Source organism: Actinoplanes sp. NPDC051859 (genome assembly GCF_044452725.1).
Classification (GTDB): domain Bacteria; phylum Actinomycetota; class Actinomycetes; order Mycobacteriales; family Micromonosporaceae; genus Actinoplanes.
This window is the reverse complement of record NZ_JBITBX010000005.1, coordinates 155,898-170,204: the sequence shown is the minus strand read 5'-3', so window position 1 is coordinate 170,204 and position 14,307 is coordinate 155,898. Positions and strand designations below refer to the sequence as shown.

At 71.3% G+C, this 14,307-nt stretch carries 13 protein-coding genes; 2 read left to right on the top strand and 11 right to left on the bottom strand.

Annotated elements, in window-relative coordinates:
* Positions 1-122: 122 nt before the first annotated feature.
* The 9 genes from ACIA1L_RS14740 to ACIA1L_RS14700 all read right to left on the bottom strand — a co-directional run bounded on the left by ACIA1L_RS14740 (position 123) and on the right by ACIA1L_RS14700 (position 9,402).
* Complete coding sequence (locus ACIA1L_RS14740) at positions 123-785, bottom strand: hypothetical protein (RefSeq protein WP_396073205.1); 663 nt, start codon at positions 783-785, stop codon at positions 123-125.
* Positions 786-828: 43 nt separating this feature from the next.
* Positions 829-1,575, bottom strand: a complete 747-nt coding sequence (locus tag ACIA1L_RS14735; protein ID WP_396073204.1) for a hypothetical protein — start codon at positions 1,573-1,575, stop codon at positions 829-831.
* Positions 1,568-4,639: a DEAD/DEAH box helicase gene (locus tag ACIA1L_RS14730; protein ID WP_396073203.1), complete on the bottom strand. Its 3,072-nt coding sequence runs from the start codon at positions 4,637-4,639 to the stop codon at positions 1,568-1,570. The genes ACIA1L_RS14735 and ACIA1L_RS14730 overlap by 8 nt, the downstream gene beginning before the upstream one ends.
* Positions 4,636-5,079, bottom strand: coding sequence for a DUF5990 family protein (locus tag ACIA1L_RS14725; RefSeq protein WP_396073202.1), 444 nt, complete (start codon positions 5,077-5,079; stop codon positions 4,636-4,638). The genes ACIA1L_RS14730 and ACIA1L_RS14725 overlap by 4 nt, the downstream gene beginning before the upstream one ends.
* Before the next feature lie 103 nt (positions 5,080-5,182).
* Positions 5,183-5,440 (bottom strand): hypothetical protein, encoded by a 258-nt coding sequence (locus ACIA1L_RS14720; protein WP_396073201.1) that lies wholly within the window; start codon positions 5,438-5,440, stop codon positions 5,183-5,185.
* Between the two features lie 70 nt (positions 5,441-5,510).
* Positions 5,511-6,782 (bottom strand): cytochrome P450, encoded by a 1,272-nt coding sequence (locus ACIA1L_RS14715; protein ID WP_396073200.1) that lies wholly within the window; start codon positions 6,780-6,782, stop codon positions 5,511-5,513.
* The gene (locus tag ACIA1L_RS14710; protein WP_396073199.1) at positions 6,775-8,010 is read right to left on the bottom strand and encodes a RimK family alpha-L-glutamate ligase; all 1,236 of its coding nucleotides are present in this window, start codon (positions 8,008-8,010) and stop codon (positions 6,775-6,777) included. Before ACIA1L_RS14710 ends, ACIA1L_RS14715 begins: the two co-directional genes overlap by 8 nt.
* A gap of 16 nt (positions 8,011-8,026) precedes the next feature.
* Positions 8,027-9,049, bottom strand: coding sequence for an alpha/beta hydrolase (locus ACIA1L_RS14705; RefSeq protein WP_396073198.1), 1,023 nt, complete (start codon positions 9,047-9,049; stop codon positions 8,027-8,029).
* A 17-nt stretch (positions 9,050-9,066) separates the two neighbouring features.
* On the bottom strand, positions 9,067-9,402 hold the full coding sequence (locus ACIA1L_RS14700; protein WP_396073197.1) for an STAS domain-containing protein: 336 nt from the start codon (positions 9,400-9,402) through the stop codon (positions 9,067-9,069).
* 277 nt (positions 9,403-9,679) lie between these two features.
* On the opposite strand from ACIA1L_RS14700, the gene ACIA1L_RS14695 reads away from it, so the two are divergent.
* On the top strand, positions 9,680-11,146 hold the full coding sequence (locus ACIA1L_RS14695; protein ID WP_396073196.1) for an amino acid permease: 1,467 nt from the start codon (positions 9,680-9,682) through the stop codon (positions 11,144-11,146).
* Positions 11,143-12,063: a universal stress protein gene (locus tag ACIA1L_RS14690; protein WP_396073195.1), complete on the top strand. Its 921-nt coding sequence runs from the start codon at positions 11,143-11,145 to the stop codon at positions 12,061-12,063. Before ACIA1L_RS14695 ends, ACIA1L_RS14690 begins: the two co-directional genes overlap by 4 nt.
* A gap of 158 nt (positions 12,064-12,221) precedes the next feature.
* Here ACIA1L_RS14690 and ACIA1L_RS14685 read toward each other — a convergent pair whose 3' ends face one another.
* A complete protein-coding gene (locus ACIA1L_RS14685) occupies positions 12,222-13,199 on the bottom strand; it encodes a serine/threonine-protein kinase (protein WP_396073194.1) in 978 nt (325 codons plus the stop codon).
* Positions 13,200-13,340: 141 nt separating this feature from the next.
* Complete coding sequence (locus ACIA1L_RS14680) at positions 13,341-14,255, bottom strand: hypothetical protein (RefSeq protein ID WP_396073193.1); 915 nt, start codon at positions 14,253-14,255, stop codon at positions 13,341-13,343.
* Positions 14,256-14,307: the final 52 nt, after the last annotated feature.

Below are 14,307 nucleotides of genomic sequence, written 5' to 3'. Positions count from 1 at the left end.
TCTTCCCGGCGGTGCCGCTGGTGCTGTTCGGACGCTATACCGGCATCGCCCCGGCTCCAGTCACCGTGCGCGGCCGTACCCGCGACGAATTCCCTCAGTGGATTACGGCCGCGCTGCGGGGCTCAGACAGGCGCCTCCCGACGGGAAGGGACGACCTCCCGCGGCAGCGGCTGAAGCCAGCCATCGTCGAGGTGCAGTCCGCTGTCGTGAACCACATACTCCTGCTCTGCCGAAACGACGTCATAGCCAGCCGCGGTCAGCGCGGCGACCAGCTGTCCCATTCGGCGGGCCGCGACCGGACGGCCCACGCCGTGGCAGCGCTGGTTGACGAAACGTTGCTCGCCGCCGCTCGTATCGCGCCGCCGGGCGTTACGGGATAGGCGGGCGCCGTGCACCGCGACGAGTTCGGTGAGTGCCTGCAGATCGGCGGCGTCGGCTGACGGCAGGCGCACCTTCACATGGTGCTCGAAGTAGCGGTCGGCTGGCTCAGCGCCGGCGGCGGAGTCGGTGTCCGGCACACCGGTCGACCACGGCGTCGCCTCGATCTTGGTGCGGATCGGCAGAATTCCCGTTTTCCGCAGCCGGTCACACCAGTCGCGCGCCGCCGCGCGCTGATCGGCAAGCGTGCCGGCGCCGGTCAGGGTCAGCATCGGCTGTAACGGCGTCGCACCCCGATCCAGCTCGATGTAGACGTAGTTCAGGTCATGCTCCGCCGCGAATGCCGCCAACGCCGCACGGTCGCAGTCCATGACCGTGACGTGCGTTTCGAAAGTGCCGTTGATCACGCGCCTGAGGTCAACGCGGTGCGGTGTTGCCGACGATCCGGTTTCAGCGTGGGGGCTCCGGCGGCAACGCCAGGTACGCCGGGCGCAGCAGCTCGGCCAGCGCCACCCCGCCGTACGTCAGGGGCGGCGGATCGACCTGGTCGAGCAGCAGGTCTGCGCGGACCGGGGGTGGTGGCGGTACGGGTGGTGTGGGCGTACTGGTGCCCCAGAACTCGGTGAGCTCGCCGAGGCTCGCGTCGGCGGCGGCGTCCGGGGCCGCGTCCGCTTTGCGGGCCGCGGCGCCGCGCAAGTCGCTCAGCCGGACCAGCAGCTCGTCGCGGCCGCGGCCGCGCCAGGCGAACACGCCGAACGGGTCGGTGTCGAAGGAGGCGGCCAGGGCGTAGCACGTCGCCGCGAGGTGGGCGCAGGGCATCGGCCAGCGTTCGCAGCTGCAGTCCATCGCGACTTCGTCGAGGGACAGCGGCAGCAGGGTCAGGCCGGCGCCCGCGAACACCTCGTCGATGTCGGCGGGCATGCGACCGGCGAGTAGGTCGGCGACGTAGCGGGCCTGCGCGGCTAGGTCGCTTTCGACCCGGGACCATTCCGCGGCGCCGAAGGCGCGGACTGCGATGCGCGCACGGAAGGCCCGGGTGTCTTCGGGGCCACGGACCTGAGCGGTGACCAGGCTGCTGGAGATGTCGAGGCTGCGGACGTGCCCGGCGCGGGCATCGCGGCGACCGCGGGCAAACGTGGGCGCCATGCGCAGCGCCTCGAACATCGCCAGAAACGGGGTGGCATAGCGATCAGTCACTGATCGCCTCCGGATCCAGCCGGGTCAGGTCACGCAGCTCGTCGGTGGACAGTGTGGTCAGCCACCCCTCACCGTTGCCGACCACGCGCTCGGCGAGTACGCCCTTGCCCGCGATGAGCCGGTCGATGCGTTCCTCGAGGGTGCCCAGGCAGACGAGGGTGTGGACGTGCACGTCCCGGTCTTGGCCGATGCGGAAGGCCCGGTCGGTCGCCTGAGCCTCGATCGCCGGATTCCACCAGCGGTCCACATGCACCACGTGGTTGGCGGCCGTGAGGTTGAGGCCGGTGCCGCCCGCCTTGAGTGACAGCACGAAGATCCCGGGCCGCCGATCGGCCTGGAACGCTGCCACCATCTCGTCGCGGGCGGCACGGGAGGTCCCGCCGTGCAGGTAGCGCACCGGCACACCGAACCGGGCGGCAAGGTGTGGCACGAGCATGCCGCCAAAGCGGGTGAACTGGGTGAAGCACAGCACGCTTTCCCGCTCGCCGAGCGCGGCGTCGAGGATCTCCTCCAGCCGCTCCAGCTTTCCGGAGCGGCCCGGCAGCGGTGAGGAGTCGCCGAGCAGCTGGGCGGGATGGTTGCAGACCTGCTTGAGCTTGGTCATGGCCGCCAGAACGAAGCCCTTGCGCCGGGTCTCCGTGGTCTCTTGCAGCCGTAACAGCATGTCGTCGAGCACCGCGCGGTACAGGGTGGCTTGTTCGGCGGTCAGACCGCACAGGTGCCGAGTGTGCCGCTTGTCCGGCAGGTCGCCGATGACCGCCGGATCGGACTTGACTCGGCGCAGTAAGAACGGTCGGGTGGCGTGGCGCAGCCGGGCGGCGGCTTCCTCGTCGGCGTACCGCTCGATCGGCACGGCGTAACGGTTGCGGAAGGTGTGCGCGCGACCCAGCAGTCCAGGATTGAGGAAGTCCATGATGGACCACAGTTCGGCCAGCCGGTTCTCCACCGGGGTGCCGGTCAGCGCGATCCGGCTGCGGGCTGGGAATCGCCGCACGGCCCGCGCCGCTGCGGCCGCACTGTTCTTCACGTGCTGCGCCTCGTCCAACACCACCCGGTCCCACGCCACGGCGGCCAGCGCGTCAGCGTCCCGCGTCGCCGTCGCGTAGGTGGTCAACACGACGTCGGCACCCGCGGACAGCTCCGCCGGATCCGGCCGGTCGGCCCCGTGCAACACCCGCACTCGCAGCGCGGGCGCAAACCGGGCGGCCTCCCGCTGCCAGTTGCCCAGCACCGACAGCGGGCAGATCAGCAACGTCGGCCCGCCGCCGCGATGCAGCAGCAGGGCCAGCAACTGCACGGTCTTGCCTAACCCCATGTCGTCGGCCAGGCAGGCGCCCAAGCCCAGGCCGTCCAGAAAGACCAACCACGAAAAACCCCGTCTTTGGTACGGCCGCAGCACCGCCGTCAACCCCACCGGCGGGTCCAGCAACTCGAGCCGCTCCCCCAGCCGCCCGGATAACAGGTCGGCAACCCAGCCGTGCCCGCGCACCTCAACGGGCAGCGGCACCTCCTCGGGCGGCAGCAACCGCACCAGGCGCAAGGCGTCCCCGGCGGTCATCGTGCCCCCGCCGCGACGCAGAAACTCCAGCCCGGCGCGCAGCCGCTCAGGATCCAGATAGACCCAGCGTCCGCGCAGCCGCACGAGGGGCACCTTCACCCGGGCCAGTTCGCGCAATTCGACCTCGGTCAACACCTGACCGCCGAGGGACAGCCCCCAGTCATACCCGACGATGGTGCCCAGGTCCGCCGCTTCGTCACGCAAGACGGGCGCGGCGGTCTGCGGGCTGCGCACGTCGAGTGCCAGCCCGAGCCGTTGCGGCTCCCGCCACCACGCGGGCAGCAGCACCCCGAACCCGGCCTGGTCGAGCACCGCGGCCTGCCCGAGGAAACGGTGCGCCCCTTCGGTGTCGAGCACCAGTTCGACCGGCCGGGGCATCCGCAATGCGGCATCCAGCTCGCCGAACAGCCGCGCGGCCCGCCCCAGCCCGGCGATGAGTCGCTCCTGCGGTCGGTGCGTCCACCGTCGCAGCGGCGCCACCGCGTCGCGCCACACATCGGCGGCGGCCACGAGCAGGCTCGGCTCGTCGAGCGGCTGCAGCAGGAATTCGAGCAACCACGCGTCAGCGCCGTTGGCGGTGCTCGCCTGCGTGCCGGTGGCATCGGGTTCATCGGTATTTTCGTCGTCGAGGTGGCTGAGCCGGAACACCACTCGGACGGCGGCTCCACTGCTCGCCTCGGCGTGCCACTCGTCGAGCGCGTCAGCCACCGCGTCGAGCTCCCCGGGTCGCACGTCCAACTCACCCAGCCGCCGGTCCACCGCCACCGGCCGGGCGTCACCGGCGGCGGCCGGACCGGGCCCGGCGGGCGGAAGGCCGCCGGACAGCGCGGCGTCAGGATCGGCGGACAGCGCGGCGTCGGGATCGGCGGACAGGGCGGTGAGCCAGGGGGCGCCGGTCAGTGTGGTGCCCGTCTCGGCGAGGCGGGTGCGGACCAGGCCGTCGACGAGGTTCTCGAGGGCGACGTGCAGGGTGTCGACGGCGGGGAGGCCGTCGGTGTCGCCCGGGCGGGTCCGTTCGGCGCGGCAGGCCGGGGGCATGCGGGCGATCAGCTCGGCGAGACGGGTGGCGTCCGGGCCGGTGAAGACGGGCCGCCAGCAGGCTCGGATCTGCGAGCTGCCCGAGCGGACGGCCGGCAGCACTCGGCCGCGGGCCACCAGTTCGGCGGCGAAGGCGCAGATCTCGGCCAGGTAGTCCAGTGACGGCGCGGCGCGGGCGGCCTGCTCGTCGGCGAGGCCGTCGGTGACGAAGGGCACGAGCACGGCGGGCACCTGCCAGGGCCGTAACCGGGGTCGGCCGCGCCGGGCGGGGAGCCCGAGCTGCGGGGAGGGCAGCGGGCCGGCGGAGGTGGACGGGAGCAGCAGAGTCACCGACCGTGACTCGCCGACCGCAGGGATCGCCGCCGGGTGCGCTCCCCGTGCACGGCTGGGGCCCGGGGGACCTTCCGCCCAGAGGGCCAGCGCGCCGTCTCGGGTGAGCAGGCCGTGCAGGACGGTGACACCGGTCATGCGAGCTGCCATTGAATGTCGGGTGGCCGGACCCGGGCACATCGGGGGCCACCGTCCGGGCCGGTCAGGCCGAGCCGACCGGTCAGCGGGCCGGCGCCGTCGTGGGCGGCTCGCAGCAGGTCGGTAGGGATGTCACCGAACATCAGCTTGGCGCGGCGGAACATCGCGAAGTCGCTGTCGTCCACGGCGCCCCAGCTGAGGTAGAGGAAACGCGCACCGGGCCGGCCGTGCACCCAGGGGCCGCCGACGTCGAGCAGGCCGTCGATCTCGCGGCTGGCGATCTCGAGCTCCCAGTGCACCGCCGCGGCGTCGGCCGGGAACCGGTCGACGACGTCGGTCTTCCGCTGCACGCCGACGTGCACATTCCCGCGCCGCAGGGCGTCGGCCTCGGCCCCGCCCCGCAGCCCGGGCAGGTCGTCGCCCTCGATCCGGATCAGCACGCCTGCACTCTAGGCCCACCCACCGACAGAAACCGCCAAGCAGGAACGACAGCCGGCAAAGAACCCGCCGGTCCGCACCGAGGCGGACCGGCGAGCCCAAGAATCAGGGCACGGGCTCGGCAACGCGCCGGCGCCGGAAGGCGTTGCGGATCACGAACACCCGGCCGACGGCGGCGGCAGCGCCGCCAACGACGAGGCCGGTCACCAGCAGGTAGGTGTATCCGCCCGCGGTGGCGAACACTCCGTTGGGCGCCCCGCTGTCCAGTGCTTCGGTCTTGTCACCCAGGAGGAAGCGTCGGGCTCGACGTCGGAGAGTCGCTTGCTGCCGTCCGCCGACACCCAGGTGCCGTGGAAGCTGCACGACCGGCGGCTGCATTCCTCGCGGAGCCCGGTGAAGCGGCCGGAACGGTAGAGGGCGATCTCGGGGCTCGCTACCCCGTTACCGGGACGTTACGACCTACCGCCGTACGCACGGGGAAGCTGAGCGGACCGCGCACGGTGCTCGATACCCGACGCCGCAGCGGGCCGGCACGCTGCAGGTCCGGCATCCGCTCCGCGAGCCTCTGCAGGGCCACCGTCGCCTCCAACCGGGCGAGAGGTGCCCCTACGCAGTAGTGGATGCCGCTGGAGAAGGCGAGATGTTCGGTGGCGGGCTTGCGGTGCAGGTCGAACGTGTCCGGGTCGGGGTACACCGCGGGGTCGCGGTTGGCGGCGCCGATCAGGGTCAGCACGAACTGATCGGCGCGGATGAGCCGGCCGCCCAGGTCGAGGTCCTGGTGGGCGCAGCGGGCGGTCCGCTGCACCGGCGGGTCGTAGCGCAGGGTTTCCTCGATCGCCGCCGGGGCGAGGCCGGCCGGGTCGGCGCACAGCGCCCGCCACTGGTCCGGGTGGGCGAGCAAGGCGTTGACCGCGTTGCCGATCAGGTTGACCGTGGTCTCGAAGCCCGCGACCAGCAGCAGTGTGCACATCGGCACCATCTCTGCGGGCCGGATCCGGTCTCCTGCAGCAGCCACGATGGCACTGATGACGTCGTCGGCGGGCTCGGTGCGGCGCAGGGCGAAGAGGCTTTCGAAGAGCCGGCGCAGGTCTTCGCGCGCCGCGTGCAGGCGGGCGGCGTGGGTCAGACCGCGGATGCCGTCGAGGGCGCTGCCGATCACCGTGCCGTAGCGGGCGAAGCGGGCCGCGTCCGCGTCGGGCACGCCGAGCAGGTCGGTGATGACCGCGATGGGCAGCGGCGCGGCGAATGCGGAGACCAGGTCGAAGTCGCCAGCAGTGGCGGCTCGGTCGAGCAGCCCGTCGACTGTCTGTTCGACTCGAGCGCGGTAGCTGTTGATCCGCCGAGGGGTGAATGCGGGCTGCGCGAGGCGGCGCAGCCGGGTGTGGTCGGGTGGGTCGCGGTCAAGGAAGGACATGTCGAAGCCGTCGGCCGGCGGAGTGGGCACGGTCAATTCCGCTGACCGTACGCCGAAGCGCCGGTCCCGCAGCACGCTGTCGCAGAGGGCGTGGGTGGTGGCGACCCAGTGGCCGAGTCGGGTGGGTCCCAGCTCCGGCATCCGGCGGTAGATGGCGTACGGGTCGTCGCGGCCGGGCCGCAGGTGCAGCAGCGCTACCGGGTCGCGCCGGATGTAACCGTGCCAGCGGAAGCCGAGTTGGCGGCTGTGCAGGGCGGCGGCGAAGCGAAGGGTGCCGGCAACGTCAGGCATTGTCGCGCAGCCAGGCGTCGATGAGGCCGCCGAAGTGGCCGAGGAAGCGTTCGTGCTCGTGCGGTGGGTACATCGCGCGAACGGTCTCGCCGAGCAGGGACCGAAACTCCGCGGAGCTCACCCAGTCGTGCACCAGCTCGTCGACGTGGGACAGGTGCTTCGCGCAGAACTCCTCGTACTTGTCGATCTCGAAGTAGTCGTCTGCGAGCTTGCGGTAGAAGCCGAGCTTCTCCGCATACGTCAGCGCGGGATCGTCGGCGACGGCGAAGTAAGCCGAGGTGTCCATGTCGAGCCGCGGCTTACGGTCGGTGACGACACAGTAGACGGTCCAGCGCAGCAGGGCGGCCATCGCCCACGGAAAGTAGTAGTGCAGCGAGGTGACTGCCACGTCGGGGCAGGCGTTGGCGTAGTCGATCGGGTGGACGTCGTCGCCTTTGACGAGCGACTCGCAGGAGTTGAACTCCCAGCGGAAGAAGGCGTTGACCAGCCGGGAGATGGTGACCACTTCCTCGCCCACGTCGGCGCTGAGGAAGTGGTGGTCGACGGCGTACCGCTCGTGCATGGGCAGTTCGGGGCGGAACTTCATCACCATCGTCTCGGGGCCGATGGTGAGCGAGCGGGCGAACACGTCGTAGTCCTCGACGGCGGCCTGCAGGTGCATGAGCCGTTCGCCCGAGGCGTCGTACGCCGCGTGCAACTCGGCCTCGTTGCGGATCTGGGACACGCCGACCCAGGCGCCGCCGTCGTACGGCTTCATGAACATCGGATAGCCGACCGAGTTGGCGAGTGCTTCCAGGTCGAAGCGTTGGTTGTACCGCGCCGAGGTGTACGCCCAGCGCGAGTTGTCCAGCGGGTTCTTGAACGGCACCAGCACCGTCTCGGGCACTTTGAGGCCGAGCCGCATCATCGCGCAGTACGCGGCGTGCTTCTCCATGGACTGGAAGGTGAACGGGCTGTTGAGCAGGTAGACGTCGTCCATCAACGCGGCCTTCTTGAGCCACTCGCGGGGGTGGTAGTACCAGTAGGCGAGTCGGTCGATGACGAGGTCGTGGCGCGGCGAGTCGCGCAGGTTGAACGGTTCGATGGTCACCCGGACACTGCGAGTGCGGTGCGTACGCCCGGCGGCGTCGGTGATCGCCCCGACCCGCCGCAGCAAGGCCTCGTACGCCCGCGGCCAGTCGTCCTCGGTGCCCAGCAGCAGTCCGATGGTGTGCTCGACGTCGGCCATTGGCGCCTCCTGTGTCTTAGTGGAACACCTTCAGCAGCAGTGCGGTGAGGTACGGGTCGAGCGCATCGCGCCAGGCCGTCCAGTTGTGGGCGTCGGGCACTTCCGCGAACGTGACGGCGTACCCGTGATCGCGCAGTGCACGCGCCATTTCTTTGTTGTTGGCGAGGTTCTCCTCCACGGTGCCGCATGTGAGCGCAACCGGCACGCCGGGACCGTCCGCGGACCGGACCACCCGCCCGGTGAAGCGCACGATGCGCAGGTAGCGGCGAAAGCCGGACTCCTGCCGGTCCAGGTGCGGCCGGAAGAAACTGCCGGATTGCAGCAGCAGGCCGCCGAACCGGTCCGGGTGGCGGCGCTGGGCGTGCAGCATGGCGAGCGCGCCGAGGCTGGCGCCGACGCCCACCATCGGCCGGGTGGTGCCCAGTTCGGCGGCGATCCTGGGCAGGACGTCGGCGGCCAGCGCGCGGGCGTAGGCCGGGCTCGCCGAATACCATTCGAGCCGCTCCCCTGGCGGCAGCAGCACCAGGTGGTACGGCGGCAGGCGTCCCGCGCCGATCATGGCGGCGGTGTAGCGGCTGAGCTCGCCGTACCGGTCGTAGTCGGGGCCGTCGTGCGCGACGACGACCCGGTCGGTGGGTGTGGTGGGCGACCAGATGCGGGCGACCATCTCGCCGCGGACGGCACTGAGCGGTAGGTAGACGTCCCGCCATTGGCCTTCGGCGCGGGGCAGGTGCAGCCACGTCGGCTCGTCGTAGTCCGGGCAGGACAGCACGGAGGCGTCGCCCAGCCGGTGCGGGTTGTCCGGGTCGGCGATGGTTTCGGTGCCGCCGCCGGCGTGGCCGAGGGTGAGCCGGTATTCGAGGCGGTGAATCCGCGGCCGGGGCAGGCGGAGCTCCCAGCTGCGCAGGTCGTCGCGATAGGTGAAGTCGCCACGGACGACGGAGGCGTCCAACCGTACGGAAGAAAGCCGGTGATCGTGATCTCGCAGCCGGAACCCGACCTCGCTGGCGGTGCACCACGCTCCGGCCGAGGGTTCCATGCCGGAACCTTAACCGGTCAGGGGGTGTACGTCTGCGGGCTCGACGGGGCCGCGGGCAGTCCGAACATCTCGGTGAGTCCGGTGACGCGGAGCTGGCGGTGCACGAACTCGCTGGGGTTGCGCAGCACGAACCGGGTGCCGGTCTCGCGGGCGGTGTTGTAGCCGGTGACGAGAGCCCCGACGCCGAGCGAGTCCATGAAGGTCACGAAGGTGAGGTCGACGATCATCACTGCGGGGCGCTCGCCGTGCAGCGCGCCGATCAGGGCGGCCCGCAGGGCGTCGACCGTGGCCGCGTCCAGCGTGCCCCGCACATCGACCACGATGGCGCCGTCTGCCTGGCGCCGGGTGGTCATGACGGCCTCGCCCATGCATCCCGCCCTCGATGAAGATCCGTGCCGTGGGTTCACGGTACCGCGTCCCCGTTCCCTGCGCAGGCTGCCCCACAACTGCGTGAGCAGGGCGGACAAGCGGTGCGCCGCCACGACGCCGACGCCTACGCCCGGTGGGCGCGGATCGGCAAGCGGAGCGGGGAAGTTTGGAGGATAACGCAGATCATCTTGCGGTCCGCGCAGGTGGGGGTGACGGTGACAGCGGCGGTCGACAATGTACGCCGAGTGCGGAGGGTGCGGTATGGCAACGACTCCGAGCGGGAAACCGGGCATCTTCGCGGTGCGCGACGTGCGCTCGCTCATCACCGAGACCGCCGAGGAGGGACACGGCCTGAAACGGGCTGTCGGTCCCACCCAGCTGACGGCGATGGGCGTCGGCGCGATCATCGGCACCGGCATCTTCGTCGTGATCGGCGAGGGCGCCGGGGTGGCCGGCCCGGCGGTGATCCTCTCCTTCGTCCTGGCCGCGGTGGCCTGCGCTTTCTCGGCGTTGTCCTACGCCGAGCTGGCGTCGTCGATCCCGGTGTCGGGCAGCGCCTACACCTACACGTACGCGACCCTGGGTGAGATCGTCGCGTGGATCATCGGCTGGGACCTGATCCTGGAGTACGGCGTCAGCGTCGCCGCGATCGCGGTCGGCTGGGGCGGCAACCTCAACGCGTTCCTGGACGCCGCGTTCGGCTGGTCATTACCGGACGCCATCGCGAAGTCGCCGGAGGATGGCGGAATCTTCAACCTGCCCGCGGTGTTCGTCGTGCTGGCGATCACGCTGCTCCTGGTTCGCGGGGTGACCGAAAGCGCCCGGGTCAACCTGGTCATGGTCGTCATCAAGCTCGCCGTGCTGCTGTTCTTCATCGCGGTAGCCATGGTCAATTTCGGCACCGGCAACTTCCAGCCGTTCGCGCCGTCCGGCGTCGACGGGGTGACCGCGGCGGCGGCGATCATCTTCTTCGCCTATATCGGCTTCGACGCGGTCTCCACCGGCAGCGAGGAGGCGCGCAACCCCGCTAAGGATCTGCCGCTGGCGATCATCGGCTCGCTGGTGATCTGCACGATCTTCTACGTGCTGACGGCGGTCGGTGCCATCGGCATCGCCAGCCCGCAGCAGCTGCAGGAGAGCGACGCGCCGCTGGCCGCGGCCCTCGACCAGGGCGCCGGGATCAGCTGGGCGGCGGCGGTGCTGTCGCTCGGCGCGGTCGTCGCGATCACCAGCGTGGTGCTGGTCATCATGTACGGGCAGACCCGCATCTTCTTCGCCATGTGCCGCGACGGCCTACTCCCCGAGCGCCTCGCCACCGTCAACCAGCGGTACGGCACCCCGGCCCGGCTCACCATCGGCCTTGGCGTGCTGATCGCGATCCTCGCCGCGCTGGTGCCGCTCTCCGAGATCGTCAAGCTGGTCAACATCGGCACACTGTTCGCGTTTGTCCTGGTCAACATCGGTGTGCTGGTGCTGCGCCGGACGCGGCCGGAAATGCCGCGGCCGTACCGGGTGCCGTGGTCGCCGGTGCTGCCGCTGCTCGGTGTCGCGTTCGCGGTCTACCTGATGACCGACCTGCCCTGGGACACCTGGGTCCGGTTCGTCGGGTGGCTCGCGCTGGGCCTGATCATCTATTTCGCGTACGGCTACCGCAACTCGCGGCTGCGCCGGGAGAACTCGGGAACGCCGGGCTGGGCGCGCGGTGACGGCGGGACGCCGCAGCCATGAACGACCATTCCATCGCCCAGCAAGGGCAGGTCCGGCGGCCGGGGTCGAGCCCGGGACCAGTGATCGTCGGTGTGGACGGCGGGTCGGCCGGGGCCGACGCCTTGTTGCTCGGCCAGTGGACAGCGGCGGTGTTGGCGGCACCCCTGGTCGTGGTGGTGGTGCGCCCGGCGCCGGCGGCGCTGGGCTCGGGCCGGGTGGACGCCGAATGGGTCGCCGACCGGGACCGGGCCGCCGCGGCCGTCCTAGCGGGTGCGCGCACCCTGCTCGGTAAGCTCGCGGACGAGGTGACATTCCGGATCATCGCCTCCAGCTCGGCCGCACACGGCCTGCACGACCTGGCTGAGGAGCTGGGTGCCGAGGCGATCGTGGTCGGGTCCGGGCGCGCTGGACCCCGCAACCGGCTCTTCGCGGGCAGCACCGCCGAACGCCTCCTGGCCGGCAGTGTGTGCCCGGTCGCGATCGCACCGACCGGTCTGGAACCGCTGCCCGGCACCCTCGGCCGGATCGGCGTCGCCTACGTGGACACCCCGGACGGCCGGGCGGCGCTGGCGGCGGCCGCCCGCTTGTCGGGCAGCACCGGCACTCCGTTGCGGCTGTTCACGGTGGTGGCCGACGCCGACGCGACGAGGCCGTTCCTGGTCGGCCAGGACGCCGAGCGGGCCTTCCTCGACACCGCACGCGAAACGTACGAGCAGTCGTTGGTCAACGCCGCGGCATCGGTGCCGGACATTGCGGTCGACTGGGAGATCCGCACCGGCGACGTGGTGGACCAACTCGCCGAACTGGACGACGTCGATGTCCTGTTCTGCGGCTCCCGCGGCTACGGGCCGGCGCGGCGAGTGCTGCTCGGCGGTGTGTCCGCGCGTCTGCTGCGCCGGGCCAGGCGGCCGGTCATCGTGGTCCCGCGCAGTGGCTGACCCTCGTGGTCCCGCGCAGTGGCTGACCCGCGTGGTCCCGCGCAGTGGCTGACCCTCGTGGTCCCGCGCAGTGGCTGACCCTCGTGGTCCCGCGCGGTGGCTGAACCGAAGGGCGGCGTTCACCGGAGGCCGGCGGCATCGCGCAGGGCTGCTGAGAGTCAGGCGCGGTGCCGGCCGGGGCGGTCTTGGAGGACGGTTTCGTCGGTCAGCGGGAGCGCCATGTCAGTCGGAGCTTCCGCTGCTCGCTCGTCCCACGGCGATACCGCCGCGGGGCGGGGCACCCGGCTGCCGATCTCGGCGAGCGGAACGTACACCCGGGCGTCGACGGCCTCGGCCAGCAGTAACGCCGCGACCAGGGCAGTCGGCCGTTCCTCCGCGTCCTTGTGCAGGCAGCGCGAGCACAGGTCCACCACTTCGGGTGCGAGGCCCTCGATCGACGGCAGCGGGTCCGGCTCGCGGAAACGCTGGGCGTAGACGAGGGCGGTGCCGGATTCGGCCTGCCAGGGCAGACGCCCGGACAGGCAGTGATAGAGCAGCACGCCGAGTGAGTACATGTCGGAAGCCGGGGTGGCGGGCAGCCCCTCGAAGCGTTCCGGGGCGACGTAGGCGGGCGTACCCATGACCGGTCCGTCCGGGTCGGGGTCGGGACTGCCGACGGCGGCGGCGATGCCGAAGTCGAGGACTTTGGCGCCGGACGACGTGAGCATGATGTTGGCGGGCTTGATGTCGCGGTGCACAACGTGCTCGGCGTGCGCGGCGGCCAGGGCCGCCGCGACCTCGGCGCAGACCCGCACGGCGATCCGCCAGTCCAGGCGGCCGCCGGCCAGGTGCTCCATCAGCGTCTGCCCGTCGACCAGCTCCATGACGATGTACGGCACCTCGCGGTCCGGCGCGGGTGAGGTGCCGAAATCGTGCACCCCGGCAACGTTGGGGTGGGTCAGCCGCGCCGCGGAGCGCGCCTCGGTGCGAACCAGGTCGACACCGTTGATCGCGCCGAGGGTGCCCTCGACGGCGGGCGCCATGATTTTCACGGCGACCGGCCGGTCGAGCACGGAGTCGTGGCCGCGCCACACCTCGGACATCCCGCCGATCCCGATGCGCTGTACGAGCTGGTACCGCCCGCCCAGCGTGCGCATCGGCCACCCCCTGTGGTCTACCGCGCGATGCCCCGCATCGCGATCTTTGCTCCGATACCCCGCGGCTCGGCAGCACAAACGCCACAGTCGCGGGTCTACCCCACGGGTGTCACAGCAGCCTCGCGCCCCGGGCGGGGCCGGTCAGCCGGCGTGTTCCATGCGCAGGTCGTGAGCGCCGTCTTCGCGGGTCGCCTCGAAGTACGTCCGTCGGGTGCCGTCCGGCATCGTCACCTGGCTCAGGTAGCGCAGCCCGTTCGGTGCGTGCGGGCTGCCGAGCGGTTGGTCGTCCGCCGCGGTGAGCGCCCCGAAGCTGCCGTCCGGTAGGCGGGTGCCGCGGGCTACTCCGGTGCGCTCTTCCCAGTTCTCGCCGGCGGTGGCGCGACCGTCGTACGTCGCCACGATCGTGTCGCCGTCGACCGACACCGAGGAGACTCGCACGCCGCGGGCGTCCCAGCGGCCGGGGCGTGCGGCGAGGGCGGTGCCGCGCCAGGTCCAGTGCACGCCGTCCGGGCTGGTGGCGTACTCGGTGGTCATGCGGTCCGCGTCGTCCCAGGATTCGAGGGGGTGCACGGAGGCCCACAGGTGCCAGCCGTGCTCGTCGTGGTGCAGCACTGGGTCCTTGACGCCGGCGGAATCGTCACCGGCCAGCACCGTGCGGGGCGTCGCGGTCGCCAACCCTTCGACAGTGGCGGCCTCCAACAAGTCGACCCGCCAGTGCTTGGTGCCCGGGGTTGCCGCGCTGACGTACAGCCGCCACCGGCCTTGCGGGGTGCGGGTCAGGGCCGGGCGCTCCAGTGACTCGGCACCGAACCGGTCCTTGTCCACGGTCGCTACGACGTCGAACGTCACGCCGTCGCGGGAGCGGGCGATCACGTTGGAGATGCCGCGCCCCTCTCCGATCGGCAGCCGCAGCCGGTACGCGAGGTAGACGTAGCCGTCCGCCTCGACGACGGACGGAGCACCCGCCCAGGCGCCCGGCTCGGCGCCGGGGGGCTCGACCACCACGATCGAGTCTTCCCAACGGGGCAGGGACAGCTCTTGAGTTCCGATGGACAAGGCGGCTCCAGGTGGCGTGACGTGGGCGATGTCCGGATAAGTTTGCTGTATC

Coding starts and splice junctions, on each gene's coding strand:
- ACIA1L_RS14730 (WP_396073203.1), bottom strand. CDS start 4,639: ATGACCGGTGTCACCGTCCTGCACGGCCTGCTCACCCGAGACGGCGCG.
- ACIA1L_RS14715 (WP_396073200.1), bottom strand. CDS start 6,782: ATGCCTGACGTTGCCGGCACCCTTCGCTTCGCCGCCGCCCTGCACAGC.
- ACIA1L_RS14705 (WP_396073198.1), bottom strand. CDS start 9,049: ATGGAACCCTCGGCCGGAGCGTGGTGCACCGCCAGCGAGGTCGGGTTC.
- ACIA1L_RS14690 (WP_396073195.1), top strand. CDS start 11,143: ATGAACGACCATTCCATCGCCCAGCAAGGGCAGGTCCGGCGGCCGGGG.
- ACIA1L_RS14695 (WP_396073196.1), top strand. CDS start 9,680: ATGGCAACGACTCCGAGCGGGAAACCGGGCATCTTCGCGGTGCGCGAC.
- ACIA1L_RS14700 (WP_396073197.1), bottom strand. CDS start 9,402: ATGACCACCCGGCGCCAGGCAGACGGCGCCATCGTGGTCGATGTGCGG.
- ACIA1L_RS14685 (WP_396073194.1), bottom strand. CDS start 13,199: ATGCGCACGCTGGGCGGGCGGTACCAGCTCGTACAGCGCATCGGGATC.
- ACIA1L_RS14710 (WP_396073199.1), bottom strand. CDS start 8,010: ATGGCCGACGTCGAGCACACCATCGGACTGCTGCTGGGCACCGAGGAC.